Origin of the sequence: Rugamonas sp. (assembly GCF_025354735.1) — a bacterium.
Taxonomy (GTDB): Bacteria; Pseudomonadota; Gammaproteobacteria; order Burkholderiales; family Burkholderiaceae_D; genus Rugamonas.
The window spans coordinates 1-19,095 of record NZ_JANXMI010000179.1 but is presented as its reverse complement, the minus strand read 5'-3'; the positions used below and the strand labels follow the sequence as shown (position 1 = coordinate 19,095).

The 19,095-nt window shown below is 63.9% G+C and carries 18 protein-coding genes and 1 pseudogene; 5 read left to right on the top strand and 14 right to left on the bottom strand.

All coding sequences use genetic code 11. The features are described from left to right. Positions 1-383: 383 nt before the first annotated feature. The 13 genes and pseudogenes from Q0S71_RS14430 to Q0S71_RS14370 all read right to left on the bottom strand — a co-directional run bounded on the left by Q0S71_RS14430 (position 384) and on the right by Q0S71_RS14370 (position 11,274). Positions 384-680, bottom strand: coding sequence for a hypothetical protein (locus Q0S71_RS14430; protein WP_295996900.1), 297 nt, complete (start codon positions 678-680; stop codon positions 384-386). After that, a complete protein-coding gene (locus tag Q0S71_RS14425) occupies positions 673-1,095 on the bottom strand; it encodes a DUF1249 domain-containing protein (RefSeq protein WP_295996896.1) in 423 nt (140 codons plus the stop codon). Before Q0S71_RS14425 ends, Q0S71_RS14430 begins: the two co-directional genes overlap by 8 nt. Next, complete coding sequence (locus Q0S71_RS14420) at positions 1,092-1,511, bottom strand: hypothetical protein (protein WP_295996894.1); 420 nt, start codon at positions 1,509-1,511, stop codon at positions 1,092-1,094. The genes Q0S71_RS14425 and Q0S71_RS14420 overlap by 4 nt, the downstream gene beginning before the upstream one ends. Positions 1,512-1,582: 71 nt before the next feature. After that, positions 1,583-1,918 carry a hypothetical protein gene (locus Q0S71_RS14415; protein ID WP_295996892.1) on the bottom strand — a complete coding sequence of 112 codons (336 nt, stop codon included), beginning with the start codon at positions 1,916-1,918 and terminating at the stop codon, positions 1,583-1,585. A 254-nt stretch (positions 1,919-2,172) separates the two neighbouring features. Further along, complete coding sequence (locus Q0S71_RS14410; RefSeq protein WP_295996890.1) at positions 2,173-2,490, bottom strand: hypothetical protein; 318 nt, start codon at positions 2,488-2,490, stop codon at positions 2,173-2,175. Positions 2,491-2,691: 201 nt separating this feature from the next. Then, positions 2,692-2,871 (bottom strand): annotated as a pseudogene (locus tag Q0S71_RS14405) (spermidine synthase); the annotation flags it as partial. A gap of 70 nt (positions 2,872-2,941) precedes the next feature. Then, complete coding sequence (locus tag Q0S71_RS14400) at positions 2,942-3,457, bottom strand: FxDxF family PEP-CTERM protein (protein ID WP_295996886.1); 516 nt, start codon at positions 3,455-3,457, stop codon at positions 2,942-2,944. Positions 3,458-3,588: 131 nt separating this feature from the next. Further along, a complete protein-coding gene (locus Q0S71_RS14395; RefSeq protein WP_295996904.1) occupies positions 3,589-5,106 on the bottom strand; it encodes a sensor histidine kinase in 1,518 nt (505 codons plus the stop codon). Beyond that, the gene (locus Q0S71_RS14390; RefSeq protein WP_295996883.1) at positions 5,106-6,470 is read right to left on the bottom strand and encodes a sigma-54 dependent transcriptional regulator; all 1,365 of its coding nucleotides are present in this window, start codon (positions 6,468-6,470) and stop codon (positions 5,106-5,108) included. Before Q0S71_RS14390 ends, Q0S71_RS14395 begins: the two co-directional genes overlap by 1 nt. Before the next feature lie 165 nt (positions 6,471-6,635). Continuing rightward, positions 6,636-7,874 (bottom strand): FtsX-like permease family protein, encoded by a 1,239-nt coding sequence (locus tag Q0S71_RS14385; RefSeq protein WP_295996880.1) that lies wholly within the window; start codon positions 7,872-7,874, stop codon positions 6,636-6,638. A 30-nt stretch (positions 7,875-7,904) separates the two neighbouring features. Continuing rightward, entirely contained in the window at positions 7,905-9,218 is a 1,314-nt protein-coding gene (locus Q0S71_RS14380; protein WP_295996877.1) for an ABC transporter permease, read from the bottom strand. 10 nt (positions 9,219-9,228) lie between these two features. Next, positions 9,229-9,957: an ABC transporter ATP-binding protein gene (locus Q0S71_RS14375; RefSeq protein ID WP_295996874.1), complete on the bottom strand. Its 729-nt coding sequence runs from the start codon at positions 9,955-9,957 to the stop codon at positions 9,229-9,231. Between the two features lie 48 nt (positions 9,958-10,005). Continuing rightward, a complete protein-coding gene (locus Q0S71_RS14370; protein ID WP_295996871.1) occupies positions 10,006-11,274 on the bottom strand; it encodes an efflux RND transporter periplasmic adaptor subunit in 1,269 nt (422 codons plus the stop codon). A gap of 236 nt (positions 11,275-11,510) precedes the next feature. Between Q0S71_RS14370 and Q0S71_RS14365 the strand changes: the two genes are divergently transcribed. After that, complete coding sequence (locus Q0S71_RS14365; RefSeq protein WP_295996868.1) at positions 11,511-13,181, top strand: DNA mismatch repair protein MutS; 1,671 nt, start codon at positions 11,511-11,513, stop codon at positions 13,179-13,181. 44 nt (positions 13,182-13,225) lie between these two features. Here the strand turns inward: Q0S71_RS14365 and Q0S71_RS14360 are convergent, their stop codons facing one another. Further along, positions 13,226-15,229 (bottom strand): phosphoethanolamine transferase, encoded by a 2,004-nt coding sequence (locus Q0S71_RS14360; protein ID WP_295996865.1) that lies wholly within the window; start codon positions 15,227-15,229, stop codon positions 13,226-13,228. 325 nt (positions 15,230-15,554) lie between these two features. Here Q0S71_RS14360 and rpsL point away from each other — a divergent pair, with 325 nt between their 5' ends. From rpsL to Q0S71_RS14340, 4 genes are all read left to right on the top strand, one after another. Continuing rightward, complete coding sequence (gene rpsL, locus Q0S71_RS14355) at positions 15,555-15,938, top strand: 30S ribosomal protein S12 (protein ID WP_099792233.1); 384 nt, start codon at positions 15,555-15,557, stop codon at positions 15,936-15,938. 143 nt (positions 15,939-16,081) lie between these two features. Next, positions 16,082-16,552: a 30S ribosomal protein S7 gene (gene rpsG, locus Q0S71_RS14350; protein ID WP_295996855.1), complete on the top strand. Its 471-nt coding sequence runs from the start codon at positions 16,082-16,084 to the stop codon at positions 16,550-16,552. A gap of 114 nt (positions 16,553-16,666) precedes the next feature. After that, the gene (fusA, locus tag Q0S71_RS14345) at positions 16,667-18,772 is read left to right on the top strand and encodes an elongation factor G (RefSeq protein ID WP_295996853.1); all 2,106 of its coding nucleotides are present in this window, start codon (positions 16,667-16,669) and stop codon (positions 18,770-18,772) included. Positions 18,773-18,837: 65 nt separating this feature from the next. Further along, positions 18,838-19,095 (top strand): GTP-binding protein (locus Q0S71_RS14340; protein WP_295996845.1); only part of this gene is annotated, 258 nt, incomplete at its 3' end.

Genomic DNA, 19,095 nt, shown 5'->3' with positions numbered 1-19,095 from the left:
GCCCCCAGATCGCCCAGTTTGTTCCTTGCCTTGCCATTTCCCACGCGTCGCCGGATCGGCCGTTACAACCGCCGACATTGGGCAAGCGGCCTGCTCACCGCTTTACGCCGTCAAAATCGAGTTATTAGAGCTCACCTTAAGCCCCCGATCTAGCTCAAAGGATAAATTTAGTGCAATTTTATTAAATGCTGCCGGAACTGTAAGTACCCGCGACAGTGCCGGTGCTAACACAATCTTTAGTCGGTTAAATACTAGATTGAGCGTGTTAGCACCGCACTGTAGAAAGTCAAGAATGCCCTACAGTCGTTACAACGACGTCACAAAATATGTTGCTGGTTGGGTATGTTTTATCTCGGGATTTATCGTGTTAAAGCGGCCATAGCTCAATATTCGTCCGGCAGAAGTAGAGTCGTTGACGAACGGTCGGCTTCGGTGATGACCCAGATTTTCACCGACGCGCCAATCTTGTAGCTGGAGAATATTCGCAGGTCGGAACGTATTGCCAGCAGATTTTGCTGTTGATCCTCCACGCCCAAATCGCCCCAGTCACCAGTTATGTGTCGATGGATTAAGTCTAGTGGAGCGATGCCCAGTTGAGACATGGCGCTCATCGCTCCGGGTGTCGCGACAACCTGGCCGAGTGTGAACAGCGGTTTGCGTGTCTTTGAATTGTCAGCCATGATCTTCCGTCGCTTTGATCGAGTGGCCTGCGCCGATGAGGTTGCCGAGCCATGTATGCAGGTAGTCGTTCAGCACACGCTTCGCCAGAATGTCGATATGGCTCCTGTCCGGAGAATAGACTGAGTTGGACATGTACGTATCGCGGTAGGTGAGAGCTTCGGCCATGCTACGGTCTAGATAGACGGCGACGGTCATTTCGGGATTGATGACCACGCCGCCCGATTCGGCACAGCTATGGCCCAACATGATGATCAGCTTAGCCGCACCGCGAGAAACGACATCGAAGTGCAGCGGCAGCATTCCGTCCACTTCGGATATACCCACGTCGTCGATGGTGAGCAAGTCCGGTATCACGTCGAGCAGCCGGTGGAAAATCTGGGCGTGAATGCTCTCGCAGTTGTAGCCGCCGATCATGCCAAGCCCAAAGTCTTGATGTTGTCCTCATATTCGAAGAGGTGGACGTACCACGACAGAAAGAACGCTTTGTACATGGCCTCGTATTCAGTGGAGTTCATCGGAGTGCTTCGGGACAAATAACTCCACGCAGCGATGTACGCGTCCTGATAGGTAAGCGGCATTCGGCTGCGGCTGCCGTTGTAGATCGCGAGTGTCAATTCTGCTGGCCGCCTGCCACTGTTATTGGCTGGTGCATCACTCAGCTCGAACGTCAATGATCCGCACTTATGGCGCTCGATTTCTACCAGCAACGGTGGCATCGGACTGGCCTCCGCTTCGCGACGATCTTCAAGCGCCTTGATCATTGGGATCAGGACAAGCAGTTGCTGATAGAGAGGTGTACTGTCCCGTTGGACCGGGTTAATGGTTTTCATCGGTGATCTCCGCATTGGGCAGTTCGTCGGCAGCGCGTTTAAGTCGCGCCGCAACTCATGAACATGGTCGGTCAGAGTTCGATGATTTGGTGGACGATGGCTTGCACGGTTGGATCGCCTTTCTTCAGCAGACCGGCGAAGCGTGCGACGATCAGGCGGTTCTTCCGCGTTTCGATCTTATTGATTTCGCGGATGGCGGCATGATCGAGCGGCTTGCCTGGCTTCATGTTCTCGATGGTGCTCTTGACCAGTTCAGTGCGCTCGGCATCCAGTTGCAGGATCGAGGCTTTCAGCTTTTCGGCCGGGGTGACGGTCGGCGCTTCAGATGCGGCAGGCGAAGATGCTTCGCCAGTGGACGGCTTTTTGTCGAGGGTGATCGTAGGCTTCTTTTCGGTAGCGGCATTCATCTGAAATCTCCTGTTGAGTTTGTCAAATCGACAAGAGAATCTTATCCAGCCCTCGCAAAATCGTACACTGATTTATTGCTTTATTTCAACTATTTGCGGATTGGGCAGAAACCCATGCGGCTTGCAGGCCATCGCGGTGCTAACACAATCTCAATTCAGTTAAATACCAGAGAGCTTGTGTTAGCACCGAGGTGGAAACAGATGTTGGATCAGGCTGCTACACAGCCGAACAAGGTCTAGCGTTCCGATTGGGTTTAGGTTGTATTCGCCGTGGGCAGACGAGTTCCGCAGTGAGGGAAGGAACACGATAGTTTTCTGTCAAAGCCGTCGAGCCAGGCCTTCTCAAATGCATATTCGAGCAGTTTCGTCAGGCTGGGTAGAGACTTGTGTTTGCTTGGTGGCCTCATCGTGTCGTTCTTCCATCTGGTCATGAGTGCAAACTCCACTGCGATCAGAGCTTGAGTCAGAGCGACGGTCAGAAGCGAGAACTGAAGTTGGGAATAGACCAGCAGATGCTGTGCTTGCTGAAACTGAACCAGTACGTATTCTGGAACGTCGTCGTTCAGCGTCATTCGCTCAACGATCTCATAGAGCCTCGGCAGACCTAAGCTAAAAGTGGCCCACCGGCCGTCAGGCTCTGTAAGCGTACTGAGCGATTTTAGTGGCTCCATTCGGCAGCCCTTAAGTGCGTTGGTAATGCAGCAACTTTAACACGCTGGCGCGATAGGAAGCACCTGAACTGGTCGCAGGGTGTGTCAAATTGACCAGGGGACTATCATCATCTGCACGTATTCGAGTTCGATCGCGTCCGGCTTGGACAGGCGCATCGCGCCCTGCACCCACGAGGTGCCGAGGTGGAGAAAGCGCACGCCCTGGAATTCGGTGATCGTGGCGGGCGGGTGGCCGGGCTGGTCGTAGCGGGCGGCGGAAACGAGGTCGGAAGTCGGGTTCATGCGCCAGTGTAGCAGCGGCCGATAAAAAAAGACGCCGCGGCGTCTTGGGGTGAAAGGGAAGGGTGGAGCATCAGCTCCGCCCTTTGCGCCGGACCAGTGCCAGCAGGCCGAGGCCGCCCAGCAGCATGCCGTAGGTGGCAGGCTCCGGCACCGGCTTGACCGTCAGGTTGATGTTGCCCGCATAACTGCCGCCGTAGGAGGTGCCGGTGACCGTCAGCGTCAGGAGGCCGCCCGTCGAGAGGGCGGTGACGGGCAGGTAGTAGCCCTGGCTGAAGCCGGCCGGGCTGGCGAAGCTGAATTGATACAGCGGGGTGGCGTTCAGCGTGGCCGAGGTGAACATGATGGACAGGGGATCGGATGGCAGGCCGCTGGTGGACAGATTGCTGAATTCAAGCTGCACCGTGGAACCGGCCGTGGCGGGTTTGCTGAAGGTGAACACGTCCGTGAAGCCGCCGAGCAGGGGGGTGTCGCTGATGCTGCCGGTCCAGGTATTGCCGGTGGTGTTGGTCAACGTGACGGGGGTGGCGGCATGGGCGCCCAGCGTGGTCGCCAGTGCCGCCGCAACCATCAAGGGTTTTAATTTCATCTTTCTCTCCAGTGGTCAAAAAATGTCCGAGCCTCCCACAAAGCCGGGAGGGCCGGAATTGACTGTAAGGTAGGAAAGTTTTTCAGTCCAATGGACATTTTAAATTCAAATATCACAATAATAGTGATGAACTACTCCCCGGCCGGCGCACCCGTGGGCGGGGCCGCGCGCACGGCGGCGGCGGCGCCGGCTTCGTTGCCGATCTGCGACAGCGGCAGGATCAGCGTCACCGCCAGGCCGCCGCCGTCGCGGTTGGCCAGCGTGATGCGGCCGCCGTGGGCTTCGGCGATTTCGCGCGCCAGCGCCAGGCCCAGGCCGGTGCCGCTGCGCTTGGTCGAGTAAAACGGCACCAGCGCGTTGGCCAGCACGGTGTCGCTCATGCCGGGGCCGCGGTCGAGCACTTCGATCCGCACCACGCCCTGCACGCGGCGCACGGCCAGCTCGACGCCGGCGGCCGGCGAGCCCGATTCGTGGGCGTTCTTGAGCAGGTTGAGCAGCGCCTGTTCCAGCTGCGGCGCGTCGAAGGCGGCCGGCTCGGCGGGCGGCTCGGCGGCCAGCCCGAACGCGACCTGGTCGGCCAGCCGCGCCAGCAGGGGCAGCCACTGTTGCGCGGCCAGGCGCGGCGTCGGCAGCTTGGCGAAGCTGGCGTAGCCGAGGATGAAGGTTTCCAGGTGGCGGCTGCGGTCCTCGATGGTGGCGAGGATCTGCGGCAGCCGCTCGGTCTGGCCGCACCGCACCAGCTCGGCGCCCGAGTGGGCCAGCGACGTCAGCGGCGCCAGCGAGTTGTTCAATTCGTGGCTGATGACGCGTATGACTTTCTTCCACGTCTGCACTTCCTGGCGCCGCAACTCCAGGGTCAGCTGGCGCAGCAGCAGCAATTCGTGGCGGCGGCCGTTCAGGTTGAACTGGCGCCGCGCCAGGTGGAACACTTCCTCGTCCTCGCCTACGCCGCTGGAAAACAGGCCGTCGCCGCCGCGCGCCAGCGCCTCGCGCAGGGCCGGCGTGGCCTGCGCCAGCAGGGCGTCGAAGCGGTGGCCTTCGAGGCGGCGGCCTTCGCCCAGCAGCTGGCGCGCCGCGATATTGGCGTAGGCCACCGGGCCGCCTTCGCGCACCAGCAGCATCGCCACCGGCGTGTTCTGCACCATGGTGTCGAGCAGCAGCTCGCGCTGCACCAGGTCCAGGCGCTGTTCGCGCAGCACGGCGCCGAGGGCGTTGTGGGCCGCCACCAGGTCGCTCAGCTCATCGTTCTGCGGCCAGTGCAGGCTGAAGGAAAAATCGCCGTCCTGGTAACTGGTGACGGTGCCCGTCAGCGCGCGGAACAGCGACAACATGTGTTCGAGCTGGGCGCGGATGGTGATGATGGACAGCGGCAGCACGCACAGCAGGCAGATCGCCAGCACCAGGCCGGGCTGGCCGGGCAGCAGCCGGGTCAGCGCCAGCGCGATCAGGATGCCGACCGTCAGCAGCGTGCCGATCAGGGCCGACCAGCGCGTCAGCAGCGAAAGGCGCAAGCCTTTCGGGCGCGGGCCGGAGGGCGGCGCAGGCGGCACCGGCGGCACCGGCCCGGCGGCGCGGGCGCGGCGCGCGGACGGCGCGTCATCGTCACGCGCCGCTGCCGCTGCCGCTGCGGCGGTGTCGGCGTCGTCCATCACGGACGGGCGATGCCGAGCCGCTCCATGCGCCGGTACAGCGCCTGGCGCGACAGGCCCAGCTCGGCGGCGGCCTGCGCGACGACGCCGTGGGCGCGGCTCAGGGCCTGGGCGATGGCGTCGCGGTCCGGCTCGCGCTCGGGCTCGGCCGCGGTGGCGACGGCGGCCGCCGTCAGCGGCACGGGCAGGTCGAGGTCGGCGGCCTGGATGATGGCGCCGGCGGCCAGCAGGCAGGCCCGCGCCATCACGTTTTTCAGCTCGCGCACATTGCCCGGCCACGGGTGCGCCAGCAGCGTCGCCTGGGCCTGGGCGTGCAGCGTCTTGCTGCCGGTCAGGCCGAGGAAGTGGCGCGCCAGCGGCAGGATGTCGGCCGGGCGCGCGGCCAGCGGCGGCAGGCGCAGCTCGATCACGTTGAGCCGGTAGTACAAGTCTTCGCGGAAGCTGCCGGCCTTGATCATCGCCGGCAGGTCGGCGTTGGTGGCCGAGATCACGCGCACCTTGACCTGCCGCTCGCGGTTCGAGCCCAGGCGCTCGAAGCGGCCCGTTTCCAGCACCCGCAGCAGCTTCATTTGCCCAGCCAGCGGCAGGTTGCCGATTTCGTCGAGGAACAGGGTGCCGCCGTCGGCCGCCTCGAACTTGCCCTCGCGCGCCTTGGACGCGCCGGTGTAGGCGCCGGCGTCGGCGCCGAACAGTTCGGCCTCTATCAGTTCGGCCGGCAGCGCGCCGCAATTGAGCACGACGAAGGGGCCGTCGCGCACCGCCGAATTGGCCTGGATGATGGCGGCGATGCCTTCCTTGCCGCTGCCGTTGGGACCGGAAATGAGCACCGGTACGTCGGCCCTCGCCACCTGGCAGGCGAGGTGGATGACGCGTTCGGTGGCCGGGTCGCGCCACACCATGCCGCGCAAGTCGTAGCCGCGTTCGAGCTCGCGGCGCTGCTGCAGTTCCAGCAGCGCGTGCTGCTGCAGGGCGCGGCGCGCCCGTCCCAGCTCGATCAGGTTGTGCACCGTCGCCATCAGGCGGTTGTCGTCCCAGGGCTTGGCCAGATAGTCGGCGGCGCCGGAACGCACCAGTTCGACGGCCGCGTCGAGGTGGGTCCACGCCGTCAGCAAAATCACCGGCAGCTCGGGATGGCGCGCGCGGATCGCGCGGAACAGCGCCGTGCCTTCCTCGCCGGGCGTGGTGTCGGCGCTGAAGTTCATGTCCTGGATCACCAGGTCGATCTGGCCGGCGCGCTGCTCCAGCACGGCCAGGCCCTGCTGCGGCGTAGCGGCGCGCAGCGCGACGATGTCGTGCAGCGAGAACAGCACGTCGAGCGCGATGGCGATGGCGGAATTGTCGTCGATGATGAGTACTGTAGGCATGGGCTTAGCATAACATTGTCGGCTTGCTTGGTGGGCGCGGCGGTGGGCATCGGCTGGCGCGGGCACGTGCCATCGGGGTCAGACCCCGCCGCCGAGGCGCGGACTGCGGCCACCGACCTTGAGCGGGGTCTGACCCCCGCTCTTGCCTCCGGCGTGCGCGCTGGCTCAGGTGCTGCGCGTGGCCAGCGCCGGCGAGGTGCTGGCGGCGCGCCACGCCGGGCCGTACACGGCGGCCACGCCGAGCAGCCAGAACACGATGGCGCCGCCGCCCAGGTAGGCCAGCGGCAGGCGCGCCATTTCCAGGCTGCTCACCAGCAGCTGGTTCAGCGCCAGCGACAGCAGCACGCCGGCCGCCACGCCGATACTGGTAATCATGATGTTCTCGGTGATGAAGTAGCGCAGGATGTCGATGCGCCGCGCGCCCAGCGCCCGCCGCACGCCGATCTGCTTGCGCCGCTGCGTGACCCACAGGCTCGCCATACCGACGATGCCGCTGGCGGTGATGAGCAGCAGCAGCACGCTGACGGCGATCAGCATCCACGCCAGCGCGTGGTCGGCGCGGTAGCGCTTGGCGCGGTCGTCGTCCATGCTGACGGCGCCGATCACCAGCGGCTCGGCCGACGCCGCCCGCAGCGCCGCCTCGGCCTCCTTCATCACGCGGTCGCGCTGGCCCGCTTCGGCCCGCACCGCGTAGAGCGCGTCCGGGTCGCTGCCGGTCAGGCGTGCCGGCACGATCATCGAATAGCCGCCGTAGGCGTCGATCTGCGCGCCCGGCGTTTGCAGCGCGTCGACCACGCCGACCACGCGCGCCTGCTTGACCCGTTCGGCGCTGCCGGTGTAGAGGATTTTGCCGAGCGCGCTGGCGCTGCCCGGCCACAGCTTGGCCGCCAGCGTGCGCGTCACGATCACGGTGGCCGGATAGGCTTCGCTGGTGTCGAGGTCGATGTCGAGGATGTCGTCGGCATTGAAGTCGCGGCCCTCGACCAGGCGCAGGCCCCAGGTCTTGACGATCGATTCCGGCGCCACGTACATGGCGGCGTAGATGTCGGAGGCGGTCGAGTCGCGCGTGGCGGCCACCCCGGTGGTGCTGCCGGAGCGCGACAGCGGCGTCTGGTTGACGTTGGCCACCGAGACCACCCCGGCCACGCCGCGCAGCGTGGCGCTCTGGCGCTTCTGGGTCGCTTGCTGTTCGCCGGCGTCGCCCAGGCGCAGCCGCTTGACGTTCACGTAGAACACGTCGGGCTCGTCGGCGACGCCGCTGGCGCGGGCCGCCATGGCCTGGCGGCCCTGGACGATGTGGAGCGCGTTGCTGAGGATGGCCATGCTGAGCGCCACCTGCACCACGATCAGGATGGCGCCGGTTTTATTGCGCAGCAGCGCGGACAGGATGGGACGGATTTCCATGATGGTTCCAGTGTGAGGAGGAGGGCGGGGTCATTGCGATTTCAGCTGCAGCGCCGGCGTCACCTGGCAGGCGCGCCACGTCGGCAGCAGGCCGGCCAGCACCGCCGCCAGCACCGACAGCGCGAACGTCAGCGCCAGCATGCTCAGGTCCATGTGGGCGACCACGTGCAGCGTCGCCGACTGCATGCCGATCAGGGCCAGCGCGCCGTAGGCCATCACCAGGCCGAACAGGCCGCCGGCCAGGCCGACGACGGTGGTCTCGATCAGGAACTGGCGGAAGATTTCGCGGCGCGACGCGCCCAGCGCGCGGCGTATGCCCACTTCGGCGGCGCGCACCGAGAATTTGGCCAGCAGCAGGCCGACCGTGTTGACCAGGCAAAGCAGCAGGAAGCCGAACGCCAGCCACGCCTGCAGGCGGCTGTCGTTGCCCACCACTTTCAGAAAGTCCAGCCACTGCGTCACCGTGTACAGGTGGTTGGCGGCGTGGCGTTTCAAGCGCCCCAGCTTGCGCTGGTCGTCGGCGTAATTGTCGACGTAGTTTTGCAGCTCGCCGCGGTCGGCGTCCGAACGCATCTCTATCCACGACTGCACCCACGTGCATTCGGAATCGAGGATGGCCTGGTAGCCCGGCGCCACCGACGTCACGCAGCTCATGCCGCCGTCATGGCTGGTCTGGTGGCGGATCGCGCTGGCGAAGGGAATATAGAATTCATCTTCCGCGCCGAAGGGGCCGCCGGAACTGAGCACGTGGTGCACGCGCGGCACCACCCGCCAGGTATCGAGCACGCCGGTGATCTGGTACTGGAAGCCGAACAGCGACATGCGGCGGCCCACCGGATTGGCGCCGCCGTACAGTTTTTCGGCCAGCGCGCGGCTCAGCACGACCATGTCGGCGCCGCTGCGGTCGGCGTCCGCGTTCCAGCCCTGGCCGTACAGGAAGGGCGTGTCGAACATGGCGAAGAAGTCGCCGCTGGGCGCCAGGCCGTGGGCGGTGAAGACGCCGATTTCCTTTTTGTCCGGCTGGACCGGGCCGCCCACGCCGTACAGCGCCACGCGCCGCTGGCCCACTTTGCTGTTGAGGAAATTGACGGCGTCGCGGTAGCTGAGCTGGCGGTCGTTCGGCTTGTCGCCCACCTTGTAGCCTTCGAGCGGGCCGTTGTCGACCAGGATGGAGAACAGGCGCTCGCTCTTGTCGGGCATGGGATTGCCGGAGATGACGTGCAGGATGGTCAACGTCGACACGCTGGCGGCGACGCCGACGGCCAGCGTCAGCACCATCAGCACCGTCAGCGCCGGGTTGCGCCGCAGGCTGCGCAGGCCAAGCAGAAAATAATAGTGGAACATGCGGCGCTCCTTATGCCGTACGGGCGTTGACGTGGGCATGGTCGCCGGCGTCAAACAGCGTCGGCGCCTTGCGCACCAGGTCCGACACCTGGCCGTCGATGATGTGGACGTTGCGCTGCGCGCGCACGGCCAGTTCGGGATCGTGGGTCACCATCAATATCGTCGTGCCCTGGGCGTTGATTTCCTCGAGCAGTTCCATGACGCCGCGCGCCATCTGCGTATCGAGGTTGCCGGTCGGTTCATCGGCCAGCAGCAGCTTGGGCGAGCCGGCCAGCGCGCGCGCGATCGCCACGCGCTGCTGCTGGCCGCCGGACAGCTCGGCCGGATAGTGCTTCATGCGCGAGGCCAGGCCGACCTTGGCCAGCGCGTCCTCGATGCGCTCCTTGCGCTCGGCGCGGTTGAAGCCGCGATAGCGCAGCGGCACGTCGACGTTGTCGAACAGCGACAGGTCGGGGATCAGGTTGAAACCCTGGAAGATGAAGCCGAGTTTTTCATTGCGCAGGCGCGAGCGGGCGTTGTCGTTCATGCCCTGCACGTTGACGCCGTCGAGGATGTATTGGCCGCCGCTGAATTCCTCGAGCAGGCCGGCGATGTTGAGGAAGCTGGTCTTGCCGGAGCCGGACGGCCCGGTGACGGTGACGAATTCGCCCTGTTCGACGTTGATCTCGAAGCCGCGCAGCGCGTGGGTTTCGATCATGTGGGTGCGATAGACTTTGCTCAGGTTATGCATGCGCAGCATGGCGGGCCTCTTCGATGGGTGTGCGTGGATGTGCGGTGGAATGGCGGATTATTGGTTGATGGCGACGCGGGCCGCGTTCTCGAACGTTTCGGTGCCGGCGATGACGATCTGGTCGCCGACCTTCAGGCCGGCGGCGATTTCGACCGACGACACGCTGCTCGCGCCCAGCGTGACCGGAGTGCGCACGGCGATCCCGTCGCGCACCACGTAGGCGTAACGGCCGCCCTCCGATTCGACGAAGGGGCCGCGCTGCACCAGCAGCACATTGGCTTTTTCGTCGATCAGCAAACGCGCCGTGACGCGCTGGTTCTGGCGCAGGCCGGCCGGCTGGGCGCCGTCGAAACGCACTCGCGCCAGCACCTGGTTCTTCACCACTTCCGGCGACAGCGCCGACAGCTTGCCGGTGGCGTGGACGTCGCCGGTGTTGATCTCGGCGCGCATGCCCAAGCCGATGTCGGCGACATAGGTTTCGGGTACTTCGAGCTCCACTTCCAGCTTCGACAGGTCGACCAGGGTCATGAGCGCCGTGTTGGCCGGCACCACGCTGCGGTTGGCCACCGACAGGGTGCCGATGAAACCGTCGACCGGCGCGCGCACGGTCAGCTCGTCGACGCGGCGCTGGGCGTTGGCCAGCGTCAGGCGCTGGCTGGTCAGCTGCTGGATTTTGGTTTTCAGTTCGAGGGCGACGTTGTCGCCTTCCAGCGTCGAGGCCAGGCCGGCGTGTTTGGCGCGGATCTCGGCGGAGCTCAATGCGTCCTTGGCTTTCTGGTAGTCGATCTTGGCGATCACGCCGTCGTTGGCCACGGCCTGGTAGCGTTCCAGCGTGCGCTGCGCCGACAGGCGGTCGATTTCGGCGGTGTCGGCGTCGCGCTGCGCCAGCAACTGCTGCTTGCGCGCGAGGATGCGCTGGCGCGCCACTTCCGCCTCCAGCTGCTCGTAGATGGATTGCTCTTTTTTCAGCGCGTCGGCCAGGTCGGGCGACTCCAGCACGGCCAGCACGTCGCCTTTCTTGACGGTGTCGCCGGCCTGCGCCTTGAGCGTGACGGTGGCCGGCGAGGCCGCGTACAGCGTCGGGCTGATGGCGGCGACGATGCGGCCGTTGACGGCGGCGTCGCGCACCAGCGTGCCGCGGCCGACGGTGGCGATGCGCAGGCGCGCCGCGCTGACCGAGTGTTCGCTGTTGCGCCAGCCGTGCACCAGCAGCGCGGCCACGGTCGCCAGCACGATGGCGGCGCCGGCCCACAGCAGGCGGCGTTTGCCGCGCTGGCCGGCGGGGGCGGTGAGGACGGCGTCTTGAGAGGAGGTGTCTCGTATCATGGCGGTAGGGGCGGTCGTGGCGTTGGATGGTGGATGTGCGTTTAATGCACGAATTGTGCCAATCATTAAGTTATTGATTCATATGATGCTTTTATCCGCGACGGTGTCCGTTTGTCCGTCCGTTGTCCACCCGGGCGTCCGGGCGGGCGGGACGCCGGGGCGCGGACAAGCGGCATGGGCTTGATATTTTCGACATCATGACTATCTGGCATCATCGCAACGTCCACCAAGGTGATATGAATCTGTCTTTACAATGGCCGCGGCCGATGGTGCGCGGCTGGTCGCTCATGTTGGCCTGGCTGAGGCCTGCGTCGGCGGCGCCTGCAGATTTCCCGTTCGCGGCCAGCGATGTCGCGCTATACCATCGCACGCTGGCCGGCGCCGTCATCGACACTGGCGCCGCCGCCGCCGCCGCCGCCGCCGATGACACGGCGGTGGACGACGCCACCTGGAGCGACCTGCTGCTCGACCAGTACAGCGACCGGCTGGCGCGGCAGACCAGCATCTTCGGCCAGCAGATGCTGCATCGGCGCCTGCGCACCGGCCGCGCCGGCGATGCCAGCGTGGAGCGGGTAGGCGCCCTGGCGCACGATGCGCCGCGCCTGGCGCTGCTCACGCGCGGCTGCGAAAGCCTGCGCCACGCGACGTCGGAAGTGAGCGCGCTGCTGTTCGGCGCCGCGCACGATGCCGCGCCGCGCTGGGCCGCGCATCTGCGCTGGCTGCCGCTGGCCTTTCTTCTCAGTCCCGTCGCCGTTCTGGCGCTGGGGTGGGGGCCGCTGTGGCTGGTCGTGGTGGCGCTGTGGGTGGCGCTGATGCTGGTGCAGATGCGCTGGTACGACAGCGTGCAGCAGTGGGAAAGCTCGCTGCAAGCCTTGCAGCAGATGCTGCGCGCCCATAGCCTGCTGGCGGCGCTCGACGATCCGTATGCGCAGGCCTTCCGCGCCGGGCGCGCCCGCGCCGGCAAAATCAATCGCGCCCTCGCGCGCTCGTCGCTGGAAAAGGTGGTGCCGGCCGCGCGCGAATATGCCGACTGGCTATGGCTGCAAAACGTGCGCCACTATTTCGCCAGCCGCGACGTGGTGCTGCTGCACCGCGACTTTTTGCGCGACAGCTATCGGCTGCTGGCGGAACTGGAGGCCGACCTCGCGCTGGCGCGGCATCTGGCGCAGACGCCGCGCCACTGCTGGGCCGACGTTGATGACGACATCGATGGCGGCCTCGCGCTGGAGGCCATGGTCCATCCGCTGCTGGCCGGGGCGGCGCCGCTGTCGTTCGCGCTGGCGGGGAAGGGCGCCTTTATCTCCGGGCAGAACGGCATCGGCAAGAGCACCTTGCTGCGCGGCGTGGGCCTGAACATGGTGGTCGCGCGCGCCTTCGGTTTCTGTTATGCCGACGCGGCGCGCATGGCCTTGATGCCGGTGTATTCGAGCATGCAGACCGAGGACTCGCTGGTCAGCGGCGAGAGCCTGTACATCGCCGAGCTGCGGCGCGCGCGCGAGTTGCTGGCACGGGCCGCCGGCGGCCGGCCGGCGCTGTTCATCATCGATGAAATTTTCAGGGGCACCAATCATCTGGAATCGATATCGGCGGCGGCGGCGGTGCTGCACAAGCTGGCGCAATCGGGACGCGTGATCGTCTCGTCGCACAATCTGGTGCTGGCGCCGCTGCTGGCCGGGAGCCTGACGCCGCTGTGCGTGAGCGCGCCCGGCGGCGATCAATCGCGTTTGCACATCGCGCCCGGCGTGCTGGCCGAGACCAACGGCATCGCGCTGCTGGCCGCGCGCGGCTTCGGCGCCGATATCGCGGACCAGGCGCGCCGCGTGCACGACTGGCTCAGCGACTACATGGCGCATCCCGGCGACTGCGATAAAGTCTGGGACCGTGAGTCGGGGGCGGCCCCAGCTTAGATGCGGTGGCCGAAGTCGCCGCGCATGGGCGGGCCACGTCGGCGCTATTTTTCCTGCTTCAGCGGCTTGCTCTTGTCGATCACTTCGCGGCAGTCGCCCTTGATGGTGGCGTTGTCGTAGTTGGTCCAGCCGTAGCTGTCGACGTAGCGCTTGTGCTGCTTGAACTTGGGATTGACGAAGCTCCATTCGGGCCGCTCGCCGGGGTAGTGGATGTCGCCCAGGTCGAGCAGGGTGTGGAAGACGTTTTCCGTCGCCAGCCGCGCCTTGCGGTGGCGCAGCAGCTGCTTGACCTTGTCCGGGTAGCGCTCGCGGTACTGGTCCGAGTACCAGACCAGGGCCGGCACGTGGAATTCGAATTGCGTGTTGTGGCCGTGGAAGGCGAGGTTGCAGGTGCCGTCGTACAGCGTCTGGCCGTGGTCGGCCACGTACATCATCGACGTCAGCTGCCCGGTGTCGCGCAGCGTGTCGATCACGTGCGACAGAAACCAGTCGGTGTAGAGGATGGAGCTGTCGTAGCTGTTGTTGAGCCGCGGCTTGATTTCCCGGTCGGTGTAGACCGGCTTGTCGACCCCGAACAGCGACGGCTGCCAGCGGTCGAACGATTGCGGGTAGCGCTGGCTGTAGTTCCAGTGGCTGCCCAGCGTGTGCAGCACGATCAGCTTTTTCGGCGCCGGGTCGGCGATGGCGCGTTTCAGCGGGTCGAGTAATATCTGGTCGAAATTGGAGTTGTTGGTGAAGCCGCCCAGGTTCAGGAACTGCACCACGTCGGCCTCCTTGGCGAACACCGACACCGGCGTGTCGAACTGGCCGAAGGAGATCTGGTTCGACAGCCAGTAGGTCTTGAAGCCGGCCTCCTTGTAGGCGGTGAGGAAGGATTTTTCGGCGAAGCCGTCCTTCAGCGCCTGCGTGGCCGGCTTGCGCGAGACGATCACCGGCACCGACAGCCGGGTCGCCGACACGGACGTGATGACGTCGGGCAGCGTCACCAGATTGCTTTGCTTCGACAGCAGCGGGTTGGTGTCGCGTTCGTAGCCGTTGATGCTCCAGCGGTCGTAGCGGGCCGATTCGCCGATCACCATGATGACGATTTCGGGCGCGACGTTGTGCTCGGCCTGGCGGGCGCCGAAGCTGAAGTTGCGGTTGCGCTCGCCGAGTTCGGACAGGTGCTTGCGTTCCTTGTAGAAGTCGATGCCGCGCGCCATCAGGCCGAAGGGCCAGGTGCTGGCGAAGGTGTCGAAGTCGACCGGCGAGCGGGCCCAGTAGGCCAGCGGCGGCGCCGGCCACGGCAAGTCGCCGGCCGCCGCGATGGCGGCGTGTTCGGGGCTGCTGTCCTCGTCGGCGGCGTCTTCCTCGTCGTCGTCGGAGGCGCCGTCGCCGAAGCCGGAGGCGGCCACGCCGGCCTTGCTCATACTAATAGAGGGCGCCGCCGCCGGTGGCGAGGCGGCGGGCTTTTTCGCGACCGCGCTGCCCGAGCCGCTGGCCGAGGCCATCGGATGGGCGGCGGCGGCCTGGCGGGCGCCGGCGCTGTGCGCGGTGGCGGCCGGCTTGGCGCGGATGCCGAATTCATAGCCGTAGCCCCAGACGGCGGTCAGCAGCAGCAGGGCCGCCAGCGCGATCGGACGGCTGCGGCCGCGCCAGGCCAGCGTCGGACTGCGGCGCGCGGCCAGCAGGGCGACGCTCCACCACGCGATCACGGCCAGCATCACGCCGGCCATCAGCCATACTTTCCCGCCGAGGAATTCCATCGCTTCGCGCGGGCTGGTCTCGGCGATGATGCCGAGGTGGTGGGTGGAGATGCCCTGGCCGTAGAAGGTGAACAGATAGACTTCCGTCGGCAGCGCCAAAAAGGCGGGGATCAGCAGCCAGTGGAACCAGGCCGGACGCTGGAACAGGGACCAGGCCAGCGCCCAGGACAGGGCCTCGACCAGCACCACCTGCCACGGATGGGCGATGGGTTTACCCAGCAGCGCCGGCACGAAGGGCACGGCCGACAGGAGCAGATACGTCAGGAGCAAAAACAGCGGGGCGGGGCGCAGCAGGGATCGCATAGAAACCGTGGTGTGAAAAATGTTCGCTATTATCAGTCGTTCCCGCGTCGCGGGCCAGCTTTTGCGTGCTAAGCTCTTGATCCGCCGTCATTTATTGTCCGCGCCCGGGGTCGCCGCGGCGCCGAAAGTGGTTGACCGCCGCCGCAACCCCGTCTATACTCGCGAGTTCTCAATTTAATCTGCACAACGTTTACGTGCTTGGTGGCCGCTCCCCGCGAGTGGCTGTTTGCGCCTCCGCTGTGTTTGTTTGAGAGTCGGACTCATTTTTAGTCCCCGGATCGTCGATTCGGGTTATTCATGTTGTAATTTTGTTGGATTTATAACGATGCCAACCATCAATCAACTGATTCGCAATCCACGTGTCGCTCTGACCGTGAAAAGCAAATCGCCGGCGCTGGAAAACAGCCCGCAAAAACGTGGCGTGTGCACCCGTGTGTACACCACCACTCCTAAGAAGCCTAACTCGGCTTTGCGTAAAGTCGCCAAAGTGCGTCTGACCAACGGTTTCGAAGTCATTTCGTACATCGGCGGCGAAGGCCACAACTTGCAAGAGCACAGCGTCGTTCTGCTGCGCGGCGGCCGTGTCAAAGATTTGCCGGGTGTGCGTTACCACATGGTTCGCGGTGCACTGGATACCCAGGGCGTCAAAGACCGTAAGCAGTCGCGTTCGAAGTACGGTACCAAACGCGCCAAGCCGGGCAAGAAGTAATCTGCATTAAATAAGTTTCGCTCAGTGGCATTAAGCTAAGTGAATGTAGTCGACCGCATCTGGTCGAGTAAGTGGAAGACCATGATGGTCGTCCGCGAGTGTGCGATGAAACGCACCTCAACTGAAGATTGAAAGGAATTGATATGCCACGTCGTCGTGAAGTACCCAAGCGCGAAATTTTGCCAGATCCAAAATTCGGTAATACGGATGTTGCGAAATTTGTTAACGTGCTGATGCTGTCCGGTAAAAAATCGGTCGCTGAAAACATCATCTACGGTGCTTTCGAGCACATCGCCACCAAATCGGGCAAGGATCCGCTGGAAGTGTTCGCTACCGCGATCGCCAACGCCAAGCCGCTCGTCGAAGTCAAATCGCGTCGCGTCGGTGGTGCAAACTACCAGGTGCCGGTTGAAGTTCGCCCAGTGCGTCGTATGGCCCTGTCCATGCGTTGGTTGCGCGAAGCCGCTAACAAGCGCAGCGAAAAATCCATGCCACAACGCCTCGGCGGTGAGCTGATGGAAGCGGCCGACGGCCGCGGCGGTGCGATGAAAAAGCGCGATGAAGTGCACCGCATGGCTGAAGCGAACAAGGCGTTCTCGCACTTCCGCTTCTAATAAAATCGGCCGGCTCATTCGTGATCCGGTTGTTATCTGTTGTTCGAGGCCGGGCTCATTTTTGTCACAGAAAATGCTGCTCGGTTTTGTCCATTAAAAGATTTAGGATTAATTATGGCCCGCAAGACCCCCATTGAGCGCTACCGCAATATCGGTATTTCGGCTCACATCGATGCAGGTAAGACCACCACCACCGAACGCGTCCTGTTCTACACGGGCGTGAACCACAAGATCGGTGAAGTTCACGATGGCGCCGCCACCATGGACTGGATGGAGCAGGAACAAGAGCGCGGCATCACGATCACGTCCGCCGCGACGACCTGCTTCTGGAAAGGGATGGCTAACAATTTCCCTGAGCACCACATCAACATCATCGACACGCCGGGCCACGTCGACTTCACGATTGAAGTCGAACGTTCGATGCGCGTGCTCGACGGCGCCTGCATGGTTTACTGCGCAGTCGGCGGCGTGCAGCCACAGTCGGAAACCGTATGGCGTCAGGCCAACAAGTACAAAGTGCCACGTCTGGCCTTCGTCAACAAGATGGACCGTACCGGCGCGAACTTCTTCAAAGTTTACGACCAGATGCGCGCCCGCCTGAAGGCCAACCCGATCCCGCTGCAGATCCCGATCGGCGCCGAAGAGAACTTCCTCGGCGTGGTCGACCTGGTCAAGATGAAAGCCATCTACTGGGACGACGCGTCGCAGGGCATGAAGTTCGACTACCGCGAAATCCCCGCTGAGCTGGCTGAACAAGCCGCCGAGTGGCGCGAGAAGATGGTCGAAGCGGCCGCCGAAGCGTCCGAAGAGCTGATGAACAAGTACCTGGAAGAAGGCGACCTGACCGAAGCCGAGATCAAGGCCGCCCTGCGCATGCGTACGCTGGCGTCGGAAATCGTTCCTATGATGTGCGGCACCGCCTTCAAGAACAAGGGCGTGCAAGCCATGCTCGACGGCGTCATCGAATACCTGCCGTCGCCAGTCGACATCAAGCCGGTTCAGGGCATGGATGAAGACGACCAGCCGACCAGCCGCAAAGCTGACGACAACGAGAAGTTCTCGGCGCTGGCGTTCAAGATCATGACCGACCCGTTCGTCGGCCAGCTGATCTTCTTCCGCGTCTACTCGGGCTCCATCAAGTCGGGCGACACGGTCTACAATCCGATCAAGAACAAGAAGGAACGTCTCGGTCGTATTCTGCAGATGCACGCCAACCAGCGCGAAGAAATCAAGGAAGTCCACGCCGGCGACATCGCCGCCGCGGTCGGCCTGAAAGACGCGACCACGGGCGAAACCCTGTGCGATCCATCGTCGTTCATCACGCTGGAAAAAATGATCTTCCCTGAGCCGGTGATTCAACAGGCCGTGGAACCGAAGACCAAGGTCGACCAGGAAAAAATGGGTCTGGCGCTGAACCGCCTGGCACAGGAAGATCCTTCGTTCCGCGTCAAGACCGATGAAGAATCGGGCCAGACCATCATCGGTGGTATGGGCGAGTTGCACCTGGAAATTATCGTTGACCGCATGAAGCGCGAATTCGGCGTCGAAGCGACCGTCGGCAAGCCACAAGTGGCTTACCGCGAAACGATCCGCAAGGTCTGCGAAGAATCCGAAGGCAAGTTCGTCAAGCAGTCGGGCGGTCGTGGTCAGTACGGTCACGTGGTCCTGAAGATCGAGCCGCAAGAACCGGGCAAGGGCTTCGAGTTCGTTGACGCCATCAAGGGCGGCACCGTGCCACGCGAGTACATCCCTGCGGTTGAAAAGGGTGTGCGCGGTACGTTGAACTCGGGCGTATTGGCCGGCTACCCAGTGGTCGACGTCAAGGTCACGCTGTTCTTCGGTTCGTACCACGATGTGGACTCGAACGAAAACGCGTTCCAGATGGCCGCTTCGATGGCCTTCAAAGACGGTTGCCGCAAAGCGTCGCCTGTCATTCTGGAGCCGATGATGGCGGTGGAAGTGGAAACGCCGGAAGACTACGCCGGTTCCGTGATGGGCGATCTGTCGTCCCGCCGCGGCATGGTGCAGGGCATGGACGAAATCCCAGGCGGCGGTGGCAAGATCATCAAAGCTGAAGTGCCGCTGTCCGAAATGTTCGGTTACTCGACCTCGCTGCGTTCCGCAACGCAAGGCCGCGCCACCTACACGATGGAATTCAAGCACTACACGGAAGCGCCTAAACACGTCACCGACGCGATCATCACCGCGAAATCCAAGTAATTCTTTTGCGGACCGGGAACAGTTCCGGTCCGCATATTTAAATCATTGTTCTAAGGAAGAATAAAATGGCAAAAGGTAAATTCGAACGGACCAAGCCGCACGTCAACGTCGGCACCATCGGCCACGTCGACCACGGTAAAACCACGCTGACCGCTGCGATCGCAACGGTGCTGTCGAAGAAATTCGGCGGCGAAGCCAAAGCATACGACCAGATCGATGCGGCACCGGAAGAAAAAGCGCGCGGCATCACCATCAACACCGCCCACGTCGAGTACGAAACCGCAGCGCGTCACTACGCTCACGTTGACTGCCCAGGCCACGCC